The organism is Streptomyces sp. NPDC001828 (assembly GCF_042892175.1).
Classification (GTDB): Bacteria; Actinomycetota; Actinomycetes; order Streptomycetales; family Streptomycetaceae; genus Streptomyces.
This window is the reverse complement of the sequence record NZ_JBIATV010000017.1, coordinates 24,118-48,543: the sequence shown is the minus strand read 5'-3', so window position 1 is coordinate 48,543 and position 24,426 is coordinate 24,118. Positions and strand designations below refer to the sequence as shown.

Below are 24,426 nucleotides of genomic sequence, written 5' to 3'. Positions count from 1 at the left end.
GCGCGCTCTACACCACCCGGGTGCGGGTATTATCTCGGGGTGGCGCCCCCACACCCTTTTTTGGGGGGGGGGGGCCCCCCCCGCCCCCCCCCCCCCCCGCCCCCCCCCCCCCCGGGGGGGCCGGGGCCCCCCCCCCCCAAGCCCACCCACCCCACTTCCACCCCCGGAGGGATCAGGGCCGGTGCTCGGCGATCGCCGCGAACTCCTCCACCGTCAGCGCCTCGCCCCGCGCCTGGGGCGAAACCCCCGCCGCCACCAGCGCCGCCTCGGCCGCCGCCGGCGAGCCCGCCCAGCCGGACAGCGCCGCGCGGAGCGTCTTGCGGCGCTGGGCGAACGCCGCGTCGACCACCGCGAAGACCTCCGCCTTGGAGGCCGTCGTCACCACGGGGGCCGCGCGGCGGACCAGCGACACGAGCCCGGAGTCCACGTTCGGCGCGGGCCAGAACACGTTCCGCCCGATCGACCCGGCACGCTTGACGTCGGCGTACCAGTTCGCCTTGACCGACGGCACCCCGTACACCTTGTTGCCCGGCTTCGCCGCGAGCCGGTCGGCGACCTCCGCCTGGACCATGACCAGGGTGCGCTCGATGCTCGGGAAGCGGTCCAGCATGTGGAGGAGCACCGGGACCGCCACGTTGTACGGGAGGTTCGCGACCAGCGCGGTGGGAGCCGGGCCCGGCAGGTCCTGGACGAGCATCGCGTCGGAGTGGACCAGCGCGAAGCGGTCGGCCCGCGCGGGCATCCGCGCCTGGATCGTGGCGGGCAGGGCCGCCGCGAGCACGTCGTCGATCTCGACCGCCACCACGCGGTCCGCCGCCTCCAGGAGCGCCAGGGTCAGCGAGCCGAGACCCGGCCCCACCTCCACCGCCACGTCGTCGGGGCGGACCTCGGCGGTACGCACGATCCGGCGGACCGTGTTGGCGTCGATGACGAAGTTCTGGCCGCGCTGCTTGGTGGGGCGTACGCCAAGCGCTGCGGCCAGTTCACGGACGTCGGCGGGGGTAAGGAGTGCGTCGGGCTCAGTGGTGCTCACCGATACAGCCTACGGCCGCAGTGCGGCCACGGGCTCGACCCCCGGGTCACGAAGAGCTTCTTCGCCCGGAACGTCTGCTCGGCGGCCGGCGCCTGCTCGGCCCGCCCGCTGCCGCCCAGCGCGTGCCAGGTGCCGGGGTCGAACTGGTAGAGCCCGCCATAGGTGCCCGACGGGTCGAGCGCGCCCGGCCGGCCGCCGGACTCGCAGTGCGCCAGGCCGCTCCAGTTGAGGTGGTCGGCGCCGCCCACCGAGGACGGCAGCGCCTTGGTGCCGACCTTGACCTGCTGGGTGACCGGGGCGCGCACGATCTCCTCGGCGATCTTCCGCGGCTTCTGCTTGACGCCGTTGACGGTCCGCAGCGCGTAGGTGACCTTGCGGGCGCCCTGCTCGCCCTGGCGGACCACGACCTGGGTGCCCGCGAACAGGGAGGCGTCCTTGGCCTTCTCGACCCGGAACGGGATGGGCTCCTCGCGCACCTCCTTGGTGCCGCTGATCCGCATGACGGTGACGGTCTGCCCGTCGCGCGGGAAGGAGGCACCGGGTACGGAGGTGGTGTCCTGGCCCTGGAGGGAGATGCCCGCCTCCTGGAGCGCCTCGGCGACGGTGGCCGCGTTGGTGCGCAGGGTGCGTTCGCGGCCGTCCGCGAGGAAGGTCACCGAGCGTTCGGTGCGTACGTCGAGGGTGAGGCCGGCGCGGCCGATCGCCGAGGAGCGGGACGCCGAGAGATAGGCGCCCTCGGCCCGCACCCCGAGCTGGCGCAGGGCGCCCTCGACGGTGTCGGCCGTCGTCCACACCTGGCGGCGCTGCCCGTCGAGGGTGAGCTGGACGGGGCGGCCGTAGCGCACCACGACCTCGTCGCCGCCCGCCAGCGCCGCGCCGGGGCCGGGCGCCACGATGTCGTGCGCGCCGACCGGTACGTGTTCGTCGGCGAGGAGTTCCTCGACGCTGTCGGCGAAGGTGTGCATGGTGCGCGGGACGCCGTCGACGGTGAGCTTGACGGCCTTGTCGCTGACCAGGAACGCGGAGGTGCCGCCCGCCAGGAACGCGACGACCAGGGCCTGCGGGACGAGCCGGCGCAGCCGGTCGGGCCCGGCCGAGGACTTGCGGCGCCGGGCGGCCCGGCGCGCCCCGGCCCGCCCGCCGCTGTCGGCGTCCTGGCCGGGCGGCGGCCCGGACGGCTCGGGGCCGCGCGGCTCGGGGACGGGGGCCGCCGGCGCGATCCGGGTGTCGTGGTCGGCGTACGCGGTGCCGTGGGGAGGCGGCGCGGTGACGGTCGCGGTGCGGTGGCCGCCGCGTGCGGCACGGTGACTGCCCTGCGAATTGCTCACGACGCTCCGGGGTCCGGTCCGATGGTGCGGGCCGGGACACTAGCGGAGGGACGGTCACTCTCCAAAGCAGCTCGACTACGCAGTGTCGTGGCGTTACTCTGCGCGCCGCCTCACGATGGCCGGATTTGTTATCGCTCAGTAATCAAACGCCCGCGCGGTGTTGTCGGCGATCGCCGCGGCCAGCACGTCTTCGCCGACGCCCTTGACGGCCGCCATGGCACGCACCGTGACCGGAATGAGATACGGCGCATTGGGCCGTCCGCGGTACGGCGCCGGCGTGAGGAACGGCGCATCCGTCTCGACGAGAACGAGTTCTCGCGGGGCGACCGCGAGAGCGTCCCGCAACGGCTGGGCGTTTTTGAAGGTCATGTTTCCGGCGAAGGACATGAAGTACCCGGATTCCGCGCAGAGTTCGGCCATTTCCGCGTCGCCGGAATAACAGTGGAAGACGGTCCGTTCGGGGGCGCCTTCCTCGCGCAGAATGCGCAGCACATCGGCGTGCGCCTCGCGATCGTGGATGACGAGCGCCTTGTCGTGCCGCTTGGCGATCTCGATGTGCGCCCGGAAGGACCGCTCCTGGGCGGCCTTGCCCTCGTGCCCGGTACGGAAGTGGTCGAGGCCGGTCTCGCCGACGGCCTTGACCCAGGGCAGCGCGGCGAGCCGCTCGATCTCGGCGAGCGCCTCGTCGAGCGCGCCTTCGCCGCCGGGGCCGCGTGCGCCCTGGCGCGACCAGCCGTCGGGGTCCCCGTGGACGATCCGGGGGGCCTCGTTGGGGTGCAGGGCGACGGCCGCGTGGACGGCCGCGTACGCCTCGGCGGTGTCGGCGGCCCACTGGGAGCCCAACACGTCGCAGCCCACCTGGACCACGGTGGTGACGCCGACGGCCGCGGCCTTTTCCAGGGCCTGTTCGACCGTGCCGTCCTGCATGTCCAGGTGGGTGTGCGAATCGGCCACCGCCACCCCTAGGGGCTCGGGCAGCGGGGGCGGGGCATCTTTGGCGGCGCTCATGCGCCGATCCTACGAAAGGGCACGCGCCCCCGGCGCCCGGTGCCTACTTGCGGTGGAAGGGGTGCAGGAGGTCGGACAGGTGCCAGTGGTGCTCCGGCTTCACGGTGGAGTCGGCCGCGTCCTGGGGCCCGGGCTGCGCCGGGGCGGACGCGCGGCGCTGGACCTGCTGCGCGGAGGACACCCGCCCGGCGCGCATGATGCGCACCACGTGGCCGCCGCAGTTGAGGCAGGTGGGGGCGGACAGCGGGGAGGGCACCCGTTCGCCGTTGGCCTTGTATATGACGAATGCCTGGCCAGTGGCGTCTACGTGGTGCTCTATCTCGTACGCCTGTTCCCAGCCGTATCCGCACCGCATGCACGCGAAGGCGTATGCCTCGTGTGCCGTGGTCTCAGCGATCTCACTCATGTGCCGGCTCCTCTTGTCCGCTGGACAAGCTCTTGCGAGCGCTCTTGCGAGCGGGGGCGAAAAGGTCCCCGATCCAGGAGACGCCTTTCGCTGCCAAAATGCATCAGGTGCTGTCGAGAGTTGGCGCGGTCTTGGCCTTTCCTAGGGCTGCGTGCTTTTCTCCGCCCCGGTGCGCGGCCTGCGTTTTACTTTTTACGATAGTCCTTTACCGTCCGCGGGGCTCTGACGTGCCGCGTTCTTTGCCGCGACAACCGCGTCGAAGACCTCTCGCTTGGGTAGACCGGTCTCGACGGCGACGGCCGCGATGGCCTCCTTGCGCCGCTCCCCCGCCTCCTCCCTGACCTGTACGCGCCGCACCAGCTCGGCCGCGTCGAGATCGGCCGGGCCGGTCTCGGGAGCGCCCTCGACCACGACGGTGATCTCGCCGCGCACCCCCTCGGCCGCCCACTGTGCGAGGTCCTTCAGCGGGCCGCGCTTGACCTCCTCGTACGTCTTGGTCAGCTCCCGGCACACCGCCGCGCGCCGCTCGGCGCCGAACACCTCGGCCATCGCCGCGAGGGTGTCGTCGAGCCGGTGCGGGGCCTCGAAGTAGACGAGGGTGCGCCGCTCGTCGGCGACCTCGCGCAGCCGCCCGAGGCGTTCGCCCGCCTTGCGCGGCAGGAAGCCCTCGAAGCAGAAGCGGTCCACGGGCAGCCCGGACAGGGCGAGCGCGGTGAGCACGGCCGAGGGACCCGGCACCGCCGTGACCTTGATGTCCTTCTCGACGCAGGCCGCGACCAGGCGGTAGCCCGGGTCGGAGACCGAGGGCATGCCGGCATCGGTCACGAGCAGCACCCGGGCGCCGCCTTCGAGGGCCTCGACCAGTTCGGGGGTGCGCGCCGACTCGTTGCCCTCGAAGTAGGACACGACCCGGCCCGTGGTGTGGACGCCGAGCGCCTGGGTGAGGCGGCGGAGCCGCCGGGTGTCCTCCGCGGCGACGACGTCGGCCCGCTCCAGTTCGGCGGCGAGCCGGGGCGGGGCGTCCGCGGTGTCGCCGATGGGGGTGCCTGCGAGTACGAGTGTTCCGGTCACACCGACCATCCTCGCAGCCCGCCGTGGCCGAGGCCGCCGGGCCCGGCCACGGGACTCCCACAGGCGAGTTCCCTACGATGGCGCGGTGACCAGTACTGCGCCACAGACCCGACCGGGCCACGACGCCGGGAACGAACCGCCTTCCTGGCGGCACCGCATGCGCCGGTTCGGCCATGTCGTGCGGCCGAGAACCGGGCTGCGCGAGCGCCTGGTGCCGCCCTTCGCCGAGCCCGCGGGCCAGCTGTGGACGGTGCTCGGCATCGGGCCGCTGTGGGCGGCCCGCATCGTGCGCTGGTCGGCGTGGGCGGGGCCGCTCCTGGTGACCCTGGTCGCGGGGCTCATGCGGTTCTGGCACCTGGGTTCCCCGCACGCGGTGATATTCGACGAGACGTACTACGCCAAGGACGCCTGGGCGCTCATCAACCACGGCTACGAGGGCGACTGGCCGAAGGACATCGACAAGTCGATCCTCGCCAACCCGGACCTCATCTCGGTGCCGACCGCGCCGGGCTATGTGGTGCATCCGCCGGTCGGCAAGTACCTGATCGGCATCGGCGAGAAGATGTTCGGCTTCACGCCGTTCGGCTGGCGCTTCATGGTCGCCGTCCTCGGCACCCTGTCGGTGCTGCTGATCTGCCGGATCGGGCGGCGCCTCTTCCGCTCGACGTTCCTGGGCTGCCTGGCCGGCGCGCTGCTCGCGGTCGACGGGCTGCACTTCGTGATGAGCCGCACCGCGCTGCTCGACACGGTCGTGATGTTCTTCGTCGTGGCCGCCTTCGGCTGCCTCCTGGTCGACCGCGACCGCACGAGAGCCAGGCTCGCGGCGGCGCTGCCCGAGGACGAGGACGGGCTGCTGCGCCCGGACGCCGAGATCGCGGCGAGTCTGCGGTTCGGGTGGCGGCCCTGGCGGATCGGGGCCGGGGTCATGCTCGGCCTGGCCTGCGGCACCAAGTGGAACGGCCTGTACATCCTGGTCTTCTTCTGCGTGATGGCCGTCCTGTGGGACGCGGGCGCCCGGCGCACGGCCGGTGCGGTCAGCCCCTACCGGGCGGTGCTCCGCCGGGACGCGTTCTGGGCGTTCGTGTCCACGGTGCCGGTGGCGATCGCCACGTACATGGTGTCGTGGACGGGCTGGTTCGCCACCGACAAGGGGTACGGGCGGCACTGGGCGGACGGCCGCGCGGGCCTGTCCCCCGACCACGTCAAGCTCCCGGTCATCGGCACGATCAACCACCTGCCGCAGTTCGACCTGAGCTGGGTGCCGGCCTCGCTGCGCAGCTTCTGGCACTACGAGACCGAGGTCTACAGCTTCCACGTCGGCCTCACCGAGGGCCACACCTACCAGTCGAACCCGTGGAGCTGGCTGGTCCTCGGCCGGCCGGTCTCGTACTACTACGAGAGCCCCGGCCCCGGCTCCGACGGCTGCCCTTCGGACGCGGGCGGCAAGTGCGCCTCCGAGGTCCTGGCACTCGGCACCCCGCTGCTGTGGTGGGCCGGCTGCTTCGCGCTCCTGTACGTCCTGTGGCGCTGGTTCTTCCGGCGCGACTGGCGGGCGGGCGCGATCGCGTGCGGCATCGCGGCCGGGTACCTGCCCTGGTTCATGTACCAGGAGCGGACGATCTTCTTCTTCTACGCGGTCGTCTTCGTGCCGTTCCTGTGTCTCGCGGTGGCGATGATGATCGGGGCGATCATCGGGCCACCGCAGGTGACGCGCGGCGCGGCCGTTCCGGTGGATCCGGGGCTTGCCCCCGGGGAGCGGCGGCGTGCGGTCGGGGCGATCGGGGCCGGCGTGCTCGTGCTGCTCATCGTCTGGAACTTCGTGTACTTCTGGCCCATCTACACCGGTACGCCCATCCCGCTGGACTCCTGGCGCAGCCGGATGTGGCTGGACAGCTGGGTGTGACGCCGGGTCCCGTTCCGGTAACCGTTCGGACAACTGCGAGACCCGCTGTCGCTCCCGTCCCGTAGAGTCACTCCCAAGTAACCCTTGAACACGTTCAAGAGGTTCGGGGGACTCCTGGGGAGGGGAACTGCGGGATGCGCAGCGGAGCGAAGGTCGCCATCGTGGGCGGGGTGTTCGTGGTGGTCGCCGGAGGCGTGGCGTACGGGGGCTACGCACTGGTCGGCGGGAGCGACGACAAGGGTTCCGGCGGGACGCGCACACAGGGTGCGCCCGCCCGCACCGGGCCGCCGGGAGCGGACGAGATCAAGGAGACGTCCACCAGCTTCCTGCAGGCCTGGGCGAAGGGCGACGCGGCGGGGGCCGCCGCCCTGACCAACAACCAGACGGACGCCTCCACGGCCCTGTCCGGCTTCAGCGACCAGGCCCACATCACCCACGTGACGGTCACGCCGGGCGCGCCGAACGGGGCGGTCGTCCCGTACACGGTGAAGGCCGACGTCTCGTTCGGGGGGAAGACGGCTCCGCTGTCCTACGCCTCCCAACTCACCGTCGTACGGGGCGAGTCCACGCACAAGCCGCTCGTCGACTGGCAGCCCGCGGTGCTCTACCCGCAGTTGAAGAAGGGCGAGCACCTGGTGACCGACCAGGCGCAGAACCCGGAGATCCAGGCCGTCGACGTCAAGGACCGTCCGCTGACCAAGGAGAAGTACCCCTCGCTCGGCGCGATCCTGGACGGGCTGCGCGAGAAGTACGGCGCGAAGGTGAACGGCACGCCGGGCGTCGAGCTCCAGATCCAGGGCAACGGCACCCCGGCGCGCACCTTGATCACCCTTCAGAAGGGCACCCCGGGCAAGCTGAAGACGACGCTCGACGCGGATGTGCAGGCCGCCGCCGAGCAGGCGGTGAAGCGGTTCGGGGAGTCCTCGGTGGTCGCGGTGCGGCCCAGCACCGGTGAGATCCGGGCGGTCGCGGACAACCGGAACGACAAGTTCCCCGCCTCGCTCCAGGGCCGGGTCGCCCCGGGCTCGACGATGAAGATCGTCACGGCGGCGATGCTGATCGAGAAGGGCAAGGCGTCGCCGGACAAGCCGACCGAGTGTCCCTCCGACGTGATGTGGCAGGGCGTCACCTTCCACAACCTCAACAACTTCTCGCTGGACAACAAGCCCTTCTCCATGAGCTTCGCCAAGTCCTGCAACACCGCCTTCATCAAGCTCGTCGACGACGTGAACGACGATGCCGCGCTGGGCCGGGTCGCCGCCGACTACTTCGGCATCGGCCAGGACTGGAAGGTCGGCGTGCCGTCCTTCGACGGCAGCGTGCCCGCGTCGGCCGGGGCCGAGACGGCCGCCGCCTACATCGGGCAGGGCAAGGTCCAGATGAGCCCGCTCGACATGGCGTCGGTCGCGGCGACCGCGAAGTCGGGCCGCTTCCGCCAGCCGGTGATCGTGCCGCAGTCCCTCGACGGCCGCGAGCTGGCCCAGGCCGACCCGCTGCCCTCCGGCATCGCCGCCCAGCTGCGCGAGATGATGCACATCACCGCGACCGCCTCGTACGGAACGGCGACGCAGGCCATGGCGAGCGTCGGCGGGGTCAAGGGCGCCAAGACCGGCTCGGCGGAGAAGGACGGCCAGAACAAGTCGGACAGCTGGTTCACCGGCTACAGCGACGACCTCGCGGCCGCCGCCCTCGTCCAGTCCGGCGGCCACGGCGGTGACGCGGCGGGGCCCATCGTCGCCCAGGTCCTGCGCGCGGGCTGACACCGGCCAGGGTGCCCCTACCCGTCCTGGGCCGACTGCTGGAAGCCGGTGTTGACGGCGAGGAGGCCGCCGTCCACGCGCAGTGTGGTGCCGGTGATCCAGGCCGCGTCGCAGGAGGCCAGGAAGGCCACGGCCGCCGCGATGTCGTCGGGCTCGCCGACCCGGCCCAGCGGATACGCCGCCGACAGCCGCTCCAGCTGGGCCTCGCGGCCGTCCCAGGCGGGCGTGCGGATGGTGCCGGGGTGCACGAGATTGACCCGCACCCCGCGCGGCGCGGCGTCCCCGGCGAGCGTACGGGTCAGGGAGGCGAGGCCCGCCTTGGCGGCGCTGTAGGCGTGGTTGCCGAAGTCCTGCTCGCCGTTGACCGAGCCGATGTTCACGATCGCGCCCCGGCCGGAGGCCGCCAGGTGCGGGAGGGCGGCGCGGGCGCAGCGGAAGGCGCCGGTGAGGGTGATGTCGAGGTCGCGGGCCCACTCCTCGTCGTCCTCGTCCTCGAAGCGCTCGGCGTCCGGGGTGCAGGAGTAGGCGTTGTTGACCAGGACGTCGAGCCGGCCGAACTCCTCGACGGCGAAGGCGACCGCGGCCTCCACCGAGGCGCGGTCGGCCACGTCGCAGTGCCGGGCGACGGCGCCCACCAGGTCGGCGGCGACCGCCCGCGCACGCGCCAAGTCGATGTCGGCGACGAGGACTTGGGCGCCCTCGGCGGTCAGCCTGCGCGCGATGGCCGCGCCGATGCCGCGCCCCGCGCCGGTGACCAGCGCCGTGTGTCCCGCGAAACGTGCCGTGTGCGAAGCGATCCGAGAATGCGTCATACGGTCGAACGTAGCGCCCTCACCAGTGCCTGGGCGCGGGGATCCGCGGTGACGCCCTTCTGCAGGCCGTTGGTCACATAGCCGAACGCGAGGCCCGACTCGGGGTCGGCGAAGCCCAGCGAGCCGCCGCGTCCGGGGTGCCCGAAGGACCCGGCGGCGAGCAGCGGGGAGGCCGGGCCGTGCAGCATGTACCCGAGCCCGAAGCGGGTGTTCACGACCAGCACCCGGTCGGGTCCGGCGCTCTCCTCGGTGCGGGCCAGGGTGAGCGTGGCGGGCGCGAACAGGCGCTGCCCGCCGTCGACTCGGCCGATCGTGGCGGCGTAGAAGCGGGCCAGCGCGCGGGCGGTGGAGATGCCGGCGGACGCGGGGAGTTCGGCGGCTCGGTAGGCGGGGTCGTTCTCGTCGGGCAGCGGGTCGATCGCGCCGAACGCGCGGCGGGTCGGCGAGTCGGGGTCCCCGTAGGCCTCGGCGACGTTCCGCCTGGGCCGCAGCCGGAGCCCGCCCTCGCCCTCGGGCGCCTCGACCGGGCCGACCCGGCCCACCCGGTGCGCCTCGGTGTCCGGCACGCCCAGCCAGAAGTCCAGGCCGAGCGGCCCGGCTATCTCCTCGGCGAGCCAGCGGCCGATGGTGCGCCCGGTGACGCGCCGGACCAGCTCGCCGAGCAGCCAGCTGTACGTCTGGGCGTGATAGCCGTGCGCGGTGCCGGGCTCCCAGAGCGGGGCCTGGGCGGCGACGGCGGCAGGGCCCGTTTCGCCGTCGGTGGCCTCGGCCGGGGTGAGCGGACGGTCAAGGGCGGGCACTCCGGCCCGGTGCGCGAGCAGATGGCGCACCAGGGTGCGTTCCTTGCCGGCCGTCTTGAACTCGGGCCAGTACGTCGACACCGGGGCGTCCAGGTCGAGGCGGCCGCGCTGGTGCAGGAGCAGGGGGACGGCGGCGGCCACGCCCTTGGTGGCCGAGCGGACGATCTGGGCGGTGTCGAGCGCCCAGGGGGCGGTGCCGTCCACGTCCTTGGTGCCGGCCCAGAGGTCGACGACCTTGCGGCCGTCGCGGTACACGGCGACGGCCGCGCCGCGGTCGGCCCGGTGCGTGAAGTTGCGCACGAAGGCGTCCTTCACCGGTTCGTAGCCCGGTGCCACGGCGCCCTGTACGTCGACCACGATCCGCTCCCCACGATGCCGGGCACCCCACCGGCACCCCTCCCCATGGTGCCCCACGCGGACCCCGTTCCCCCCTGGGGCTCCGCCCCGGACCCCGTTCGCGCCTGAACGGCGCTCGTCCTCAATCGCCGGACGGGCTGGGACTGCCGGTGCGGCCCAACCCCCGTACCGCTAAGGGGCGCGGGGAACTGCGCGACCAGCCACGCACGGCCCGCAGCCGAACCAGGGGGCCCGGGGGCGAAGCCCCCGGAAGCCCGCCCCATCCCCATTCCACCCCCGGAGGGTTGCGGGAAGGGGCGGGGAGGGGCCAAAACCCGGGACCCGGGGCAGAGCCCCAGCGCACCCGGGTCTGCGCACCCCGACCAGCCAGCCGCAACTCCGCAGGGAAGTCGCTACGCGCCCGCCCGCCCCAGCGGGGCGACCGTCGACGACGGGTCGAAGCCGAAGGGCAGTTCAAGGCGGTGCGCACGCATCAGGTCCCCGTCGGACAGGACGTCCGCCGTGGGCCCGTCCGCCGCGATGACCCCGTCGCTGAGGATCACCGAACGCCCGCACAGTTCGAGCGCATAGGGAAGGTCATGGGTCACCATGAGCACGGTGACGTCCAACCCCCGCAAGATGTCCGCCAGTTCACGCCGCGACGCCGGGTCGAGGTTGGACGACGGCTCGTCCAGGACCAGGATCTCCGGGGACATCGAGAGCACCGTCGCGACGGCGACCCGGCGCCGCTGTCCGAAGGACAGGTGGTGCGGGGGCCGGTCGGCGTACTCGGCCATGCCGACCTGCGCGAGCGCCCCCATCACCCGCTCCTCCAGCTCCGCCCCCCGCATCCCGGACGCGGCCGGGCCGAAGGCGACGTCCTCGCGGACGGTCGGCATGAAGAGCTGGTCGTCGGGGTCCTGGAAGACGATGCCGACCCGGCGCCGGATCTCGGCGAGATTCTTCTTGGCGACGGGAAGCCCGGCCACGGTCACCGATCCGGCGCCGCCTTCGAGGATGCCGTTGAGGTGCAGGACGAGGGTGGTCTTGCCGGCGCCGTTGGGCCCGAGCAGCGCGACCCGCTCGCCGCGGCCCACCGTCAGGTCGACGCCGAACAGCGCCTGGTGCCCGTCGGGGTAGGCGAAGGCGAGCCCGGACACTTCGAGGGAGGGGACGTTCACGATGGCCTCAGGAGTAGTCATGGGGTGCCTCAGCGGTCATGGGGGCGCCGGGAAGCAGGGCGGCCCCGAGGTGCGGGGAGGCGCCGGGAAGCGCGGCCCCGGAGTGCGGGGAGGTCGGGGGCGTCACAGCGTCCAGCCGAGCAGGCAGACGGCGAGCGCCGTCACGGGCAGGGCGGCGGCCCGCGTCCACTGGGCGCGGGTGGCCGTGACCTCGTCGATCACCGGCATGGACCCGGCGTATCCACGGCTGACCATCGCGAGATGGACGCGTTCGCCGCGCTCGTAGGAGCGGATGAAGAGCGCGCCCGCCGACTTGGCGAGGACGCCCCAGGAGCGCACTCCGCGCGCCTCGAATCCGCGTGAGCGGCGGGCGATGGACATCCGCCGCATCTCGTCGGTGATGACGTCCCCGTACCGGATCATGAAGGAGGCGATCTGGACGAGCAGCGGCGGCAGCTTGAGGCGCTGGAGGCCGAGCAGCAGGGCGCGCAGTTCGGTGGTGGAGGCGAGGATCACGGAGGCGGCGACGCCGAGGGTGCCCTTGGCGAGGACGTTCCAGGCGCCCCACAGCCCGTTCTCGCTGAGCGAGAGGCCGAGCACGTGCACCTGCTCGCCGGGCACGACGAACGGCATGAGCACCGCGAACGCCACGAACGGGATCTCGATGAGCAGCCGCTTGAGGAGGTATCCGGCCGGGATGCGGGCCGCTCCCGCCACGAGGGCGAGCAGCACGGCGTACAGCGCGAAGGCCCACATCGCCTCGCGCGGCGTGGACACCACGACGACCACGAACAGGAACACCGCGGCGAGCTTGCAGTGCGGGGGCAGTTCGTGGACCGGCGAGTGCCCGTGCCGGTAGAGCCGGTGGGAGTGGCCCGCTCCCATGTCAGACCGCTTCCGGGGTGCGCTCGGGCGCGCTGTCGGCGCGGCGCCGGCGCACCGCCCAGAACACACCGCTGCCGACGGCGACGGTGACGCCGACGCCGATCACCCCGGCGAGACCGCCCGCCAGGCGGGCGTCGCCGATGTCCTTGACCGAGTAGTCGGCGAGCGGCGATTCGGAGGAGGCGTGCTGGGTGGTCTTGGCGTCGATGCCCTTGTCGTGGGCGACCTTCTCCAGGCCGTCGGGGCTGGCCGAGGCGTAGAACGAGACGAATCCGGCGAGCAGCAGGGCGGTGACGATGCCGAAGCCCCAGACCTTCCTGGTCGACCGGGTGCGGGCCGCGGCCGGGGCGGCGGCGGGCGCGTCGACGAGTTCGCCGCCGACGCGCAGCTTGAGCGGCGCGGTCAGGCCGCGGGCGCCGTGCACGAGGTCGGGGCGTACGGCGATGACGGCGCCGACCGTGAGCGCGGTGATGACGGCCTCGCCGATGCCGATGAGGACGTGCACGCCGACCATCGCGGTGAGCACCTTGGTGATCGGCACGTCGGTGGTGCCGCCGAGCGCGTAGATCGCGGTGAAGACGAGGGCGGCGGCAGGCACCGAGACGAGCGCGGCCACGAAGGAGGCGACGGTCACCGAGCGGCGGGTGCGGGGCAGCACCTTGACCAGGGCGCGGAACAGGACGTAGGCGACGACCGTGGTGGTGATCGCCATGTCGGTGATGTTGACGCCGAGCGCGGTGAGCCCGCCGTCGGCGAAGAGGATGCCCTGCATGAGCAGGACCACGGAGACGCACAGCACACCCGTGTAGGGCCCGACGAGTATCGCCGCGAGCGCGCCGCCCAGCAGATGGCCGCTGGTACCGGCCGCGACGGGGAAGTTCAGCATCTGCACGGCGAAGATGAACGCGGCGACCAGGCCCGCGAGGGGCGCCGTCTTCTCGTCGAGTTCGCGCCGCGCCCCGCGCAGGGAGACGGCGACGGCTCCGGCGGCGACCACACCTGTGACCGCCGATACAGGTGCGTTGATGAATCCATCGGGTACATGCATGGGTGGACTCCGATTTCCCGTTGGCGCCCTCTTCCCTGCGCGGCATGCGCAGAACCGTTTGATGATAGTGCCTTGTTGCGAACCTCTTGCAAGAGCGGCCGAATGACAGATGCCAAGCCGACTCGCCGAGGGCTTACCAGGAAATTATGGGACATTGGATAACAAATAACGCGTACCGGTATTCATCAGCAGCACCCAGCGTGAGGAGCGACCGATGTCCCCCGCAGTCGAGGGCCACGCCGAGGACCACGCCGCCGATCGCAGCTCCGTGGAGGACCACGCCCGGGCCAGGATCGTCACGGACGCCCCGCTCTCCAACCCGGTCCCCGTGGCGCTGCGCTACGACGCGGCCGGCTCGCCCGGCGCGGTCTGCTTCGCCTTCCCCGGCGGCAACGAGTGGATCTTCCCGCGCGACCTCCTCGAATCGGGCCTGCGCGCCCCGGCCCGCAAGGGCGATGTGAGCGTCTGGCCGTGCGGCCGGGCCCAGACGGTGCTCGAATTCCACTCGCCGGACGGAGTGGCCGTGGTCCAGTTCGACAGCTCGCCCCTGGTCCGCTTCCTGCGCCACACCTACGCCACCGACGTGCCCGCGGCCCCGTCCCCGGCCGGCCGGCGGCGCTGAGTCCGGCACCGGGACCACGCGAAGGCCCCCCGTGCGCATCGCGCACGGGGGGCCTTCGCGGCACCGGCGGTCCCGTCCCCACAGGCCGCCCGCACCGGCCGGGACCCACGGCCGCTCGGTTCGTGGGGTCCCGGCGTTCAGGGGGCGGGGGTCAGACCCGCGCCAGTTCGCGATCGCCGTCGGTGTCGCCGGCCTCCGTGTGCTTGCGCAGGCCCTCGCCCTCGACGTCGACGTTGGGCAGCACCCGGTCCAGCCAGCGCGGCAGCCACCAGGCCTTCGCGCCGAGCAGCGCGAGCACCGCGGGCACGATCGCCATCCGGACGACGAACGCGTCGAAGAAGACCGCGATCGCGAGGCCGAAGCCGATCATCTTGATCATTTGCTCGCTGGAGCCGATGAAGCCGGAGAACACCGCGATCATGATCACGGCGGCCGCCGTCACCACCCGGGCGCCGTGCCTGAACCCGGTGACGATCGCCTGTCCCGGCCGCTCGCCGTGGACGTACGCCTCGCGCATCCGCGTGACCAGGAAGACCTCGTAGTCCATCGCGAGACCGAAGACCACACCCACCATGAAGATCGGCATCATCGACATGATCGGGCCGGTCTGCTGCACGCCGAACACCGAGCCGAGCCAGCCCCACTGGAACACCGCGACGACCGCGCCGAGGGCGGCGACCACCGAGAGCAGGAAGCCGAGGGCCGCCTTCAGCGGGACCAGGACCGAGCGGAAGACCACCATCAGGAGCAGGAAGGCGAGACCGACGACGAGTGCCAGATAGGGCAGCAGCGCGTCGTTCATCTTCTGCGAGAAGTCGATGTTCATCGCGGTCGAGCCGGTCACCAGGAGCTTGGCCCCGGTGTCGGCCTTGAGCGAGGCACCGGTGTCCCGGATCGAGTGGACGAGGTCCTCGGTCTCGGTGGAGGACGGCTTGGACTTCGGGATGACCGTGATGGTCGCCGTGTCGTTGCCCGAGTCCTTGTTGAACATCGGCGGGAGCACCGGGCCGACGTCCGGGAGCTTCTTGATCGCGTCGACCGTGGCATCGGCCGCGCCCCGCACGCCGGCGGCGGCGCCCTTGCCGTCGACGACGACCATGAGCGGCCCGTTGAAGCCGGGACCGAAGCCCTCGGAGAGGTTGTCGTAGGCGCGGCGCTGGGTGGTGGAGGTCGGCTGCGAGCCGTCGTCCGGCAGGCCCATCTGGAGCGAGCTCGCCGGGAGCGCGATCGCGCCGAGGCCGATGACACCGGCGAGGAGCACCCACACCGGCCTGCGCAGGACGAAGCTCGCCCAGCGGGTGCCCATGTTGGGCTTGGCGTCGGCGGCCTTCTCGCCCCGCTCGTGCGCCTTGCGCGCCTTGCGGCCGAGCACCCGCTTGCCGGCGAAGCCGAGCAGCGCGGGTATCAGGGTGAGCGCGATGAGCACGGCGATGACGACGGTGCCCGCGGCGGCCGCGCCCATCTTCGTGAGCATCGGGATGTTGACGACGGCGAGGCCGACGAGCGCGATGACCACGGTCAGGCCGGCGAACACCACGGCGGACCCGGCCGTGCCGACGGCCCGTCCGGCGGCTTCCTCGCGTTCCCTGCCCTCGGCGAGCTCGGCCCGGTAGCGGGAGACGATGAACAGGGCGTAGTCGATGCCGACCGCGAGCCCGATCATCATCGCGAGCGTGGACGTGGTCGAGCCGAGGTCGAGCACATTGGCGAGCGCCGTGATGGTGGAGACGCCGATGCCGACGCCGATCAGGGCGGTGAGCAGCGGAAGCCCCGCCGCCACGAGCGAGCCGAAGGTGACCACCAGGACCAGGCCCGCGATGACCACGCCGATGATCTCGCCGGAGCCGGTCTCCGGCATGGCCTGGAGCGCGTCACCGCCGATCTCCACGGTGAGCCCGGACTTCTTCGCCTCGTCGCCGCTCTTCTTGAGCGCGTCGCGGGTGTCGTCGGTCAGCTCCATCGCGTTGGTCTTGTACGAGACCTGGATGTAGGCGATGGAGCCCTTGCCGTTCTCGGAGACGGCGTTGGCCTTGAAGGGGTCCGTGACCGAGCCGACCTGGTCGGAGCCCGCCTCAAGACCCTTGACGGTCTTCTCGACCGCGGCCTTGTTGGCCGGGTCGGCCATCTTCTGGCCGGCGGGCGCCTTGAAGACGATGCGGGCGGTGGCGCCGTCGGCGGCCTGGTTCGGGAACCGCTCCTTGAGGAGGTCGAAGGCGCGCTGCGCCTCGGTGCCCGGGATCGAGAACGAGGAGGAGGTGGCGGTGGTGGCGGAGGCCGCGCCGAATCCGGCGAGGGCGAGCAGCGCCACCCACACCAGGGCGACATAGCGGCGGCGCCGGAAGGCGAACCTGCCTAGGCGGTAGAGGAACGTGGCCACGAGGGCGTACTCCCGGTCAAGTCGTATGGAACCAGCAGGGCATGGGGAACCAGCCCGACGACGAGAGCGGCGTGCGTCAGGTGGGGCGGGTACTGCGCGGGGAGCCGGGCGGGGTGGTGCTCGGGGGTGCCTAGCGGGGGTCGCCGAGGGCGGGGAGGACCACGGCGTCGAAGTAGTCGGCGAGGAAGGCCTGGTCGACCGGGCGGTCCTCGATGAACTGCCGGGCGGCGAAGGCGCCGACCATCATGTGTACGACATAGGGGAGGGCACGGTTGTCCGCGGCGACCTCACCGCGTTCCACCGCGCGCCGCAGCACCGTGTCGAGCCCGGTGATCTCCGGTTCGATCAGTACCTCGCGCAGCGCCTTGTGGAGCTCGGGGTTGTCGTGCACGGCCCGCATCAGACCCCGCATCAGCGCGGAGTCCTTCTCCATCTGACAGTCGTCCTCGCGGGCGACCATCGCCTGGAAGTCGCCGCGCAGCGAGCCGGTGTCGATCTCGGCGAGACTGACCGGCTTGTTGTGCCGCAGCGCCCGTGCGACCAGCTCCGGCTTGCTCCCCCACTGGCGGTAGAGGGTGGCCTTGCTGGAGCGGGTGCGGGTGGCGACGGCGTCCATGGTCAGGGCGTCGTAACCGACCTCGCGCAGCAGGTCGAGCACGGCTTCGTAGAGCTCTGCCTCGCGTTCCGGGGTGAGCCTGCCCGCCATGATCGACCTCCTCTCCTTTTGCGTACCGTACGAAGGTAACTCCGCCCCGAAGCGAAACGGAACCGTTTCGCTTGTGTCGTCGACCACAGGTGTCGGAGCGGGATAAGTACGCGTATGGGCGTGCCCGGGCAAGCGCGCGCCGGAGCGCGCGGAAAGCGGCGGGAGCGGAATCGGGAGCGGAATAAACCCCTCCCACAAGTTGCCGCACCCCCTCCCCGCGGAAAGCATTGGGGGGTGAGTGACGACGCCGCGTACCTCCGGTTCCCGCATCTGCACGACGACTTGCTGTGCTTCGCCGCCGAGGACGACCTGTGGGTCGCCCCCCTGGTGCCGGCCGGGCACAGCCCCTCGCGCGCCTGGCGGGTCACCGTCGACCGCACCAAGGTCGGCCACCCCCGCTTCTCGCCCGACGGCAGCCAGATCGCGTACACGACCTGGCGCAGTCTCGATCCGGAGATCCATCTGGCCCCGGTGACCGGCGGACCGGCCCGCCGGCTCAGCTACTGGGGGTCCTCCGACGCCCGGGTGTGCGGCTGGACGCCCGACGGCCACATCCTCGCGGTGTCCTCGCACGGCCAGCCGTTCTCGTACTTCTCCTGGGCCTACAGCGTGCCCACCGACGGCTCCCCCGGCGGGAAGCTCCCCTGGGGCCCGGTCTCCGACATCGCCGTCACCGATGTCGACGGGGAGCGGCGCACCCTGCTGCTCACCGGGAAGCCGCCGCACGAGCCGGCCGCCTGGAAGCGCTACCGCGGCGGCGCGACCGGCCGCCTGTGGCTGCACGGCGAGCGGCTACTGCCCGACATCGGCGGCCACCTGGACGCGCCGATGTTCGTGGACGGCCGCATCGCCTTCCTCTCCGACCACGAGGGCGTAGGCAACCTGTACTCCTGCCTGCCCGACGGCAGCGACCTGACCCGGCACACCGACCACGACGCCTTCTACGCCCGGCACGCCTCCAGCGACGGCCGCCGGGTGGTCTACCAGTGCGCGGGCGACCTGTGGATCGTGGACGCGCTCACCCCCGGCTCGGTACCGCGCAAGCTGGACGTGCGCCTGGGCGGGCCGCGCGCCGGGCGGCGCACCTACCAGGTGCCGGCCGCCAGCCACGTCGACTCGCTGTCCGTCGACACCACCGGCCGGGCCAGCGCCGTCGTGGTGCGCGGCAGCCTGTACTGGCTCACCCACCGCGACGGCCCGGCCCGCACCATCGCCGACACCCCGGGGGTGCGGGTGCGGCTGCCCGAGATGCTGGGCGGCAACGGCCAGGTCGCCTACGTCACCGACGCGGACGGCGAGGACGCCGTCGAGATCGCCTTCCTGCCGCGCGCCAGCGGCGAACGCGAGCCGCGCCGCCTCGCGGCGGGCGAGCTCGGCCGGGTTCAGGAGATGGTGTCCGACCCGGACGGCGAGCGCCTGGCGATCGCCGCGAACGACGGCCGGCTGCTGCTCATCGACGTGACGGAGGAGTCCACCGGCGAGGTCACCGAGCTGATCCGCTCGGTCAACGGTCCCGTCCGCGACCTCGCCTTCTCGCCCGACGGCGCGTGGCTGACCTGGTCGCACCCGGGCATCGGGCGCTCGCTGCGCCAGATCAAGATGGCGCGCATCGCGGGACCCGGCGGCCGCACGGTCGTGGACGTCACCAACGGCCGCTTCGAGGACGAGAACCCGGTGTTCACCAGCGACGGCCGCTATCTCGCGTTCCTGTCCTGGCGCGGCTTCGACCCGGTGTACGACGTGCACACCGGCGACCTGTCCTTCCCGCTCGGCTGCCGCCCCTATCTGGTGCCGCTCTCCTCGGCGACGCCCTCGCCGTTCGCGCTCTCGCCGGACGGGCGGCCCGCGGCCGGCGGCCTCGACCCGCTGGACGACTCGGGCGACGGCACGGTCACGGTGGAGGTGGAGGGCCTGGAGAGCCGGGTCACCCCGTTCCCGGTCTCCGCCTCCAAGTACTCGGCCCTGTACCCGGTCTCGGGCGGCGGCCTGGTCTGGCTGCGCTGGCCCATCTCGGGCGCGCTCGGCGAGACCTTCGCCAACCCGGCCGACACCTCGGGCCGCCCGACCCTGGAGCACTTCAACATCTCCAAGGCCCGCAGGACCGAACTCGTCGACCACCTCGACTACTTCGCGGTCAGCGGCGACGGCAGCCGCCTGGTCGTCGTGGACGAGGGCGAGCTGCGGGCGGTGCCCTCCACCGAGTCCGGCGACAGCGACTCGACGGTCTACCTCGACCTGCGCCGCATCCTGCACGACGTCGACCCGGCCCTGGAGTGGCGCCAGGCGTTCGACGAGGCGGGCCGCATCATCCGCTCCTACTTCTGGGAGCCCCAGATGTGCGGCATCGACTGGTCGGCGGTGCTTGACCAGTACCGCCCGCTGGTGCGACGCGTGTCCTCCCCGGACGAGTTCGCGGACCTCCTGCGCGAAGTGCTGGGCGAACTGGGCACCTCGCACGCCTACGTCACCGCAGCCCGCCGCAACGAAGGGCCGCCGCACTACCAGCGCGCACAAGGCCTCCTGGGCGTCAACATGCTCTGCAAGGACGGCAGTTGGCTGATCCGCCGCATCCTGCCCGGCGACTCCTCGGACTCCAAGGCCCGCTCCCCGCTGGCCGGCGCCGGGATTCGCGAGGGCGCGGTCCTGACCCATGTGGACGGCCGCCCGGTCGACCCGGTGTCGGGGCCCTTCCCCCTGCTCGCGGGCGCGGGCGGCACGACGGTGGAGCTGACCTTCCGGCCCAGCGAGGGCGAGGGCCGCTCGCGCCGAGTGGCGGTGGTCCCCCTCGTGGACGAACGCCCGCTGCGCTACCAGGACTGGGTGGCCAAACGCCGCGAGGTGGTACGGGAGTTGAGCGGCGGCAAGTGCGGCTATCTGCACATCCCCGACATGGGCGGCTCGGGCTGGGCCCAGTTCAACCGCGACCTGCGCCTGGAGGTCAGCCGCCCCGCCCTGATCGTGGACGTACGCGGCAACGCGGGCGGCCACATCAGCGAGCTGGTGGTGGAGAAGCTGACCCGCCGCATCCTGGGCTGGGACCTGACCCGCAACGCGGCCCCCGTCTCCTACGCCTCAAGTGCCCCTCGGGGCCCGGTGGTTGCCCTCGCCGACGAGGCGACGTCGTCGGACGGCGACATGATCACGGCGGCGTTCCGGCTGCTGAAGCTCGGCCCGGTGGTGGGCCAGCGCACCTGGGGCGGGGTCGTCGGGATGACGGGCCGTCATGTGCTGGGCGACGGGACGGTGATCACCGTGCCGATGAACGCGGCGTGGTTCGACGAGTACGGGTGGGGGGTGGAGAACCACGGGGTGGAGCCGGACCTGGAGATCCTGCGGACCCCCCTCGACTGGGCGGAGGGGCGCCACGCCCAGCTGGACGACGCGGTCCAACTGGCCCTGGACCTCCTGGCCCTCCACCCCGCCTCCACCCCCCCGGGCTACGCCACCACCCCCAACCGCCAACGCCCCAAACTCCCCCCGCGAGCCCTCTGACCCGGGGTCACGCCCTCGGTCGCGGACCGCACGTGGCCGCTCGCGCAGTTCCCCGCGCCCCTGGCAGCGCCGGTGGCATGGGCATCCTCAGCCCGTCCGGCGTTTGAGGACGAGCGCCCTTAAGGCGCGAACGGGGGTCTGGGGGCGGAGCCCCCAGGGTCCCGGAACCAACCAACCCCGGGCCACGGGCGGGCGGGTGGGCAAATCCCCCGGGGCCGGGGAGCTCAGGGCCGCGCCGAGCGGGTTGCCCGGGACTGCTCGTCGGCGGAGCCACCCGCCCCGACCAGCCCCCGCGACACCGACCCGAGCCGCGGCTCGAACCGCCGCATCTCCCGCTGCCCCACCGCCCCGATCACCGCCGGCAGATACCCCCGCACGGACTGCATCCCCCGCAGCCACCACTGCGCGTACACGTGCGAGGACCGCCGCTCGATCCCCGCGACGATGCGGTCGACCGCGGGCCCGAGCGGATACGTCCGGTTCGAGGGCCACGGCAGCCGCGAGCGCAGCTCGCGCATCACCTCGTCCTGGTCCGCCCCCCGCACCATGTCCGTGTCGGTCCACGACAGGTAACCGACCCCGACCCGCACCCCCTTGTAGCCGACCTCCGCGCGCAGGCTGTGCGCGAACGCCTCGACCCCGGACTTGGACGCGCAGTACGCCGTCATCATCGGTGCCGGCGTGATCGCCGCGAGCGAGGCGATCTGGAGGAAGTAGCCGCGCGACTCCATCAGGACCGGCAGGAACGCCCGCGCGGTGACCGCGCCGCCGATGAGGTTGACCTCGATGACCCGGCGCCAGGCGTCGGGGTCGGAGTCGACGAACGGCCCCCCGGAGGCGACCCCCGCGTTGGCGACGACGATGTCGACCTTCCCGAACCGCTCCTTGACCTCGACGGCGACCCGCGCCATCGCCTCGTGGTCGGTGACGTCCGCGTACCAGGACTCCGCCTCGCTGTGCAGCCGCGCCGCGACCCGCTTCAGCTCGTCGGGTTCGAGGCCGACGAGCGCGACCTTGGCGCCGCGCGCCGACAGCTTGCGCGCGAGGAGTTCACCGACGCCACGGGCCGCACCCGTGACGACCGCGACCTGTCCTTCAAGACTGACCCTGCTCATACGGCACGCTCCTCGGCGTCGACGGCGGCCGGGGCGGCGAGATGCTCGGCCACCAGCGCGCGGATCTTCTCGGTGATGAATGCGGGCGCCTCGATGGGCGTCATGTGCCCGACGCCGGTGAGCACGTCGAGCGAGCGGCAGTCGGGCAGCACGGCCGCGAGCCGCCGCGCGTGCACGGTCGGTGTGAGCCGGTCGGCGCTTCCGCACACCACTGCGGTCGGCATCCTCAACTCCCTTACCGATCCGCCCAGTTCGAGCTCGGCCAGGACGTGCGACCAGGCCTTGCGGACATCGCGCGGGCAGGCGTGCACGATGCGGGCGCACGCCTCGACCTTGTCCGGGGCCGCCCCGGGCCCCATGGTCGCGTACCGCAGGACCTTCTTGGCGAGCGGCGTGACCGGCCCGAGGGGCGCGCCGGATCCCAGGACCCGCCGGGTGAGCCCGGTCCGCAGGCGCCCGGCCCGCATCGGCACCACCCGCGAGTCGGCGACGAGCTGGGACGCGCCGGTGCTGCACAGCAGGACGGCCGCCGCGTGCTCGCGCAGGCCCGGCCGCCCCGCGGCGGCCATGAGGGTCATGCCGCCCATGGAGTGCCCGGCGAGCACGGCCTGTTCGCCGGGCGCGAGCGTCGCGGCGAGTACCGCTTCGAGGTCGTCGGCGAGCGCCTCGGTGGAGCAGACCTCGGCCGCGGCCGTACGACCGTGGCCGCGCTGGTCGTAGGCGATGACCCGGCACTCCCCGGCAAGAGCCCGGATCTGCGCGGCCCAGAACGCGGTCGAGCAGGTCCAGCCGTGTGCCAGGACGACGGCGGGCGCGTCGGCGGGACCGTGCACCTCGACGTGCAGCGGGCTGCCGTCGGCGGAGCGCGCGGTCAGTACGCGGTCGGGCGCGGGCGGCGCGTACGCCCCGTGGCGCACGGCCCCGTCCCGGCTCACGCGGACACCGCCGCTTCCTCGGCCGCGACGCCGAGCGCGGACACCGCCTCGGCCGCCCGGGCGCGTACGACCTCGTACTCGCCCAGGTCCACCTCGCGCGTCAGTCGGCGGAACTCGCCGGTGGTGCCCGGCCAGGCGGTGGTGTTGCGGCCGTTGGCGTCGAGGTACCAGCTGGTGCAGCCACCGGTGTTCCACACGGTCCGCTTCATGCGCTCCTGCACCTGCCGGTTCCAGGCGCCGACGGCGGACGGCCGGGGGGCGAGCGCGGTGCGGCCGCCCAGGACGTTCAACTGCCGCAGGTAGTCGGCCATGTAGTTGAGCTGGGACTCGATCATCAGGATCATCGAGGAGTTCCCGAGGCCGGTGTTGGGCCCGATGATGGTCATCCAGTTGGGGAACCCGGCCGCGGTCGCGCCACGCAGCGACTGCATGCCGTCCTTCCACGACTCGGCGAGCGTGTGCCCCTCGGCGCCGACGACCCGGTCGGCGATCGGCATGTCCGTGACGTGGAACCCGGTGCCGAAGATGATCGCGTCGACCTCGGACTCGGTGCCGTCGGCGGCGACGACGGTGGAGCCGCGCACCTCGGCGAGCCCGGAGGCGACGACGTCCACGTTGCTCTGGGCGAGCGCCGGATAGTACGTGCTGGACAGCAGGATCCGCTTGCAGCCGATGCGGTAGTCGGGGATCAGCTTCGCCCGCAGCGCCGGGTCCTTGATGGCGCGGGCCATGTTGGACTTGGCGAGCGACTCGATGAGGCCGAGCTCGTTCGGCCGCTTGGTGAACGCGCTGACCTGCAACTCCCTGATGCCCCAAAGGAGTCCGCGCCGGGCGGCCCCGGTGAAGGGCAGCTGGCGGTGCAGCCAGCGCTCGACTCCCGTGATTCCACGGTCCATTCGGGGCATCACCCACGGCGGCGTGCGCTGGAGGAGCGTGAGCTTCGCGACCTCGGGCTGGATGGCGGGCACGATCTGGATCGCCGATGCGCCGGTGCCGACCATGGCGACGCGCTTGCCGCGCAGGTCGTAGTCGTGGTCCCAGCGCGCGGAGTGGAACACCTTGCCGGGGAAGGTGTCGAGCCCGGCGATCTCCGGCATCTTGGGGTCGGAGAGCGGCCCGGTGGCGGAGACGACGACATCGGCGGTCAGGGTCCGGCCGCCCGCGATCTCGATCTCCCACCACAGCCGTTCGGTGTCCCAGCGCATCATCAGCACCTCGTGGTCGAGGCGGATGTGCGGGCGCAGCCGGAACACGTCGGCGACGTGCTCGAGGTAGGCGCGGATGTGCTCCTGGCCGGAGAAGGTGCGCGGCCAGTCGGGGTTGGGCGCGAAGGAGAAGGAGTACAGGTGCGAGGGCACGTCGCAGGCGCACCCCGGGTAACTGTTGTCGCGCCAGGTGCCGCCGACGGAACCGGCCCGCTCCAGGACGACGAAGTCGGTGATCCCCTCGCGGCGCAGCCGCACCGCCGCGCCGAGGCCGCCGAACCCCGAGCCGATCACCGCCACACGTACATGCTCGTGCTTGGCCATGCCACCGCCTCCACGGTCGGACCCATAACGTTGCCAGCAATCACTGGCACTGTTGGGAGCGTAGAGCAGTCACATACCG

The 24,426-nt window shown here is 72.4% G+C and carries 19 protein-coding genes; 4 read left to right on the top strand and 15 right to left on the bottom strand.

Annotated features, from left to right (window positions below):
* Window positions 1-172: 172 nt before the first annotated feature.
* From rsmA to rsmI, 5 genes are all read right to left on the bottom strand, one after another.
* Window positions 173-1,033, bottom strand: coding sequence for a 16S rRNA (adenine(1518)-N(6)/adenine(1519)-N(6))-dimethyltransferase RsmA (gene rsmA, locus ACFYZA_RS35545; RefSeq protein WP_388494600.1), 861 nt, complete (start codon window positions 1,031-1,033; stop codon window positions 173-175).
* On the bottom strand, window positions 1,030-2,361 hold the full coding sequence (locus ACFYZA_RS35540) for a ubiquitin-like domain-containing protein (RefSeq protein WP_388494599.1): 1,332 nt from the start codon (window positions 2,359-2,361) through the stop codon (window positions 1,030-1,032). Before ACFYZA_RS35540 ends, rsmA begins: the two co-directional genes overlap by 4 nt.
* Before the next feature lie 135 nt (window positions 2,362-2,496).
* A complete protein-coding gene (locus ACFYZA_RS35535) occupies window positions 2,497-3,369 on the bottom strand; it encodes a TatD family hydrolase (protein WP_388494598.1) in 873 nt (290 codons plus the stop codon).
* A 43-nt stretch (window positions 3,370-3,412) separates the two neighbouring features.
* The gene (locus ACFYZA_RS35530) at window positions 3,413-3,775 is read right to left on the bottom strand and encodes a hypothetical protein (protein ID WP_388494597.1); all 363 of its coding nucleotides are present in this window, start codon (window positions 3,773-3,775) and stop codon (window positions 3,413-3,415) included.
* Between the two features lie 192 nt (window positions 3,776-3,967).
* Window positions 3,968-4,855: a 16S rRNA (cytidine(1402)-2'-O)-methyltransferase gene (rsmI, locus tag ACFYZA_RS35525; RefSeq protein ID WP_388494596.1), complete on the bottom strand. Its 888-nt coding sequence runs from the start codon at window positions 4,853-4,855 to the stop codon at window positions 3,968-3,970.
* Window positions 4,856-4,931: 76 nt separating this feature from the next.
* Here rsmI and ACFYZA_RS35520 point away from each other — a divergent pair, with 76 nt between their 5' ends.
* Entirely contained in the window at window positions 4,932-6,749 is a 1,818-nt protein-coding gene (locus ACFYZA_RS35520; protein WP_388494595.1) for a dolichyl-phosphate-mannose--protein mannosyltransferase, read from the top strand.
* Between the two features lie 134 nt (window positions 6,750-6,883).
* The gene (locus tag ACFYZA_RS35515) at window positions 6,884-8,509 is read left to right on the top strand and encodes a penicillin-binding transpeptidase domain-containing protein (protein WP_388494594.1); all 1,626 of its coding nucleotides are present in this window, start codon (window positions 6,884-6,886) and stop codon (window positions 8,507-8,509) included.
* A gap of 17 nt (window positions 8,510-8,526) precedes the next feature.
* Here ACFYZA_RS35515 and ACFYZA_RS35510 read toward each other — a convergent pair whose 3' ends face one another.
* The 5 genes from ACFYZA_RS35510 to ACFYZA_RS35490 all read right to left on the bottom strand — a co-directional run bounded on the left by ACFYZA_RS35510 (window position 8,527) and on the right by ACFYZA_RS35490 (window position 13,571).
* Window positions 8,527-9,321: an SDR family NAD(P)-dependent oxidoreductase gene (locus ACFYZA_RS35510; protein ID WP_388494593.1), complete on the bottom strand. Its 795-nt coding sequence runs from the start codon at window positions 9,319-9,321 to the stop codon at window positions 8,527-8,529.
* The gene (locus ACFYZA_RS35505) at window positions 9,318-10,481 is read right to left on the bottom strand and encodes a serine hydrolase domain-containing protein (RefSeq protein ID WP_388494663.1); all 1,164 of its coding nucleotides are present in this window, start codon (window positions 10,479-10,481) and stop codon (window positions 9,318-9,320) included. The genes ACFYZA_RS35510 and ACFYZA_RS35505 overlap by 4 nt, the downstream gene beginning before the upstream one ends.
* 389 nt (window positions 10,482-10,870) lie before the next feature.
* Window positions 10,871-11,659 (bottom strand): energy-coupling factor ABC transporter ATP-binding protein, encoded by a 789-nt coding sequence (locus tag ACFYZA_RS35500; RefSeq protein ID WP_382600691.1) that lies wholly within the window; start codon window positions 11,657-11,659, stop codon window positions 10,871-10,873.
* Between the two features lie 102 nt (window positions 11,660-11,761).
* A complete protein-coding gene (gene cbiQ / locus ACFYZA_RS35495; RefSeq protein ID WP_382600689.1) occupies window positions 11,762-12,523 on the bottom strand; it encodes a cobalt ECF transporter T component CbiQ in 762 nt (253 codons plus the stop codon).
* A 1-nt stretch (window position 12,524) separates the two neighbouring features.
* Window positions 12,525-13,571, bottom strand: a complete 1,047-nt coding sequence (locus ACFYZA_RS35490) for an energy-coupling factor ABC transporter permease (RefSeq protein ID WP_388494592.1) — start codon at window positions 13,569-13,571, stop codon at window positions 12,525-12,527.
* Window positions 13,572-13,785: 214 nt separating this feature from the next.
* Between ACFYZA_RS35490 and ACFYZA_RS35485 the strand changes: the two genes are divergently transcribed.
* On the top strand, window positions 13,786-14,193 hold the full coding sequence (locus ACFYZA_RS35485; RefSeq protein WP_382600685.1) for an SsgA family sporulation/cell division regulator: 408 nt from the start codon (window positions 13,786-13,788) through the stop codon (window positions 14,191-14,193).
* A gap of 151 nt (window positions 14,194-14,344) precedes the next feature.
* Here ACFYZA_RS35485 and ACFYZA_RS35480 read toward each other — a convergent pair whose 3' ends face one another.
* Together ACFYZA_RS35480 and ACFYZA_RS35475 are read right to left on the bottom strand one after the other, a co-directional pair.
* Window positions 14,345-16,570 carry an MMPL family transporter gene (locus ACFYZA_RS35480; protein WP_388494591.1) on the bottom strand — a complete coding sequence of 742 codons (2,226 nt, stop codon included), beginning with the start codon at window positions 16,568-16,570 and terminating at the stop codon, window positions 14,345-14,347.
* 130 nt (window positions 16,571-16,700) lie between these two features.
* Complete coding sequence (locus tag ACFYZA_RS35475) at window positions 16,701-17,276, bottom strand: TetR/AcrR family transcriptional regulator (protein ID WP_382600857.1); 576 nt, start codon at window positions 17,274-17,276, stop codon at window positions 16,701-16,703.
* 234 nt (window positions 17,277-17,510) lie between these two features.
* On the opposite strand from ACFYZA_RS35475, the gene ACFYZA_RS35470 reads away from it, so the two are divergent.
* Entirely contained in the window at window positions 17,511-20,768 is a 3,258-nt protein-coding gene (locus ACFYZA_RS35470; RefSeq protein WP_382600855.1) for a S41 family peptidase, read from the top strand.
* 224 nt (window positions 20,769-20,992) lie between these two features.
* Here ACFYZA_RS35470 and ACFYZA_RS35465 read toward each other — a convergent pair whose 3' ends face one another.
* Genes ACFYZA_RS35465 through ACFYZA_RS35455 form a run of 3 tightly spaced genes read right to left on the bottom strand, consistent with a single transcriptional unit; the run spans window position 20,993 to window position 24,347 of the window.
* Entirely contained in the window at window positions 20,993-21,883 is an 891-nt protein-coding gene (locus ACFYZA_RS35465; protein ID WP_382599461.1) for an SDR family oxidoreductase, read from the bottom strand.
* Window positions 21,880-22,818 carry an alpha/beta fold hydrolase gene (locus ACFYZA_RS35460; protein WP_388494590.1) on the bottom strand — a complete coding sequence of 313 codons (939 nt, stop codon included), beginning with the start codon at window positions 22,816-22,818 and terminating at the stop codon, window positions 21,880-21,882. Before ACFYZA_RS35460 ends, ACFYZA_RS35465 begins: the two co-directional genes overlap by 4 nt.
* Window positions 22,815-24,347, bottom strand: a complete 1,533-nt coding sequence (locus tag ACFYZA_RS35455) for a flavin-containing monooxygenase (RefSeq protein WP_388494589.1) — start codon at window positions 24,345-24,347, stop codon at window positions 22,815-22,817. The genes ACFYZA_RS35460 and ACFYZA_RS35455 overlap by 4 nt, the downstream gene beginning before the upstream one ends.
* Between the last annotated feature and the right edge of the window lie 79 nt (window positions 24,348-24,426).

Coding starts and splice junctions, on each gene's coding strand:
- ACFYZA_RS35490 (WP_388494592.1), bottom strand. CDS start 13,571: ATGCATGTACCCGATGGATTCATCAACGCACCTGTATCGGCGGTCACA.
- ACFYZA_RS35455 (WP_388494589.1), bottom strand. CDS start 24,347: ATGGCCAAGCACGAGCATGTACGTGTGGCGGTGATCGGCTCGGGGTTC.
- ACFYZA_RS35530 (WP_388494597.1), bottom strand. CDS start 3,775: ATGAGTGAGATCGCTGAGACCACGGCACACGAGGCATACGCCTTCGCG.
- ACFYZA_RS35500 (WP_382600691.1), bottom strand. CDS start 11,659: ATGACTACTCCTGAGGCCATCGTGAACGTCCCCTCCCTCGAAGTGTCC.
- ACFYZA_RS35475 (WP_382600857.1), bottom strand. CDS start 17,276: ATGGCGGGCAGGCTCACCCCGGAACGCGAGGCAGAGCTCTACGAAGCC.
- ACFYZA_RS35515 (WP_388494594.1), top strand. CDS start 6,884: ATGCGCAGCGGAGCGAAGGTCGCCATCGTGGGCGGGGTGTTCGTGGTG.
- ACFYZA_RS35535 (WP_388494598.1), bottom strand. CDS start 3,369: ATGAGCGCCGCCAAAGATGCCCCGCCCCCGCTGCCCGAGCCCCTAGGG.
- cbiQ (WP_382600689.1), bottom strand. CDS start 12,523: ATGGGAGCGGGCCACTCCCACCGGCTCTACCGGCACGGGCACTCGCCG.
- ACFYZA_RS35510 (WP_388494593.1), bottom strand. CDS start 9,321: ATGACGCATTCTCGGATCGCTTCGCACACGGCACGTTTCGCGGGACAC.
- rsmI (WP_388494596.1), bottom strand. CDS start 4,855: ATGGTCGGTGTGACCGGAACACTCGTACTCGCAGGCACCCCCATCGGC.
- ACFYZA_RS35485 (WP_382600685.1), top strand. CDS start 13,786: ATGTCCCCCGCAGTCGAGGGCCACGCCGAGGACCACGCCGCCGATCGC.
- ACFYZA_RS35465 (WP_382599461.1), bottom strand. CDS start 21,883: ATGAGCAGGGTCAGTCTTGAAGGACAGGTCGCGGTCGTCACGGGTGCG.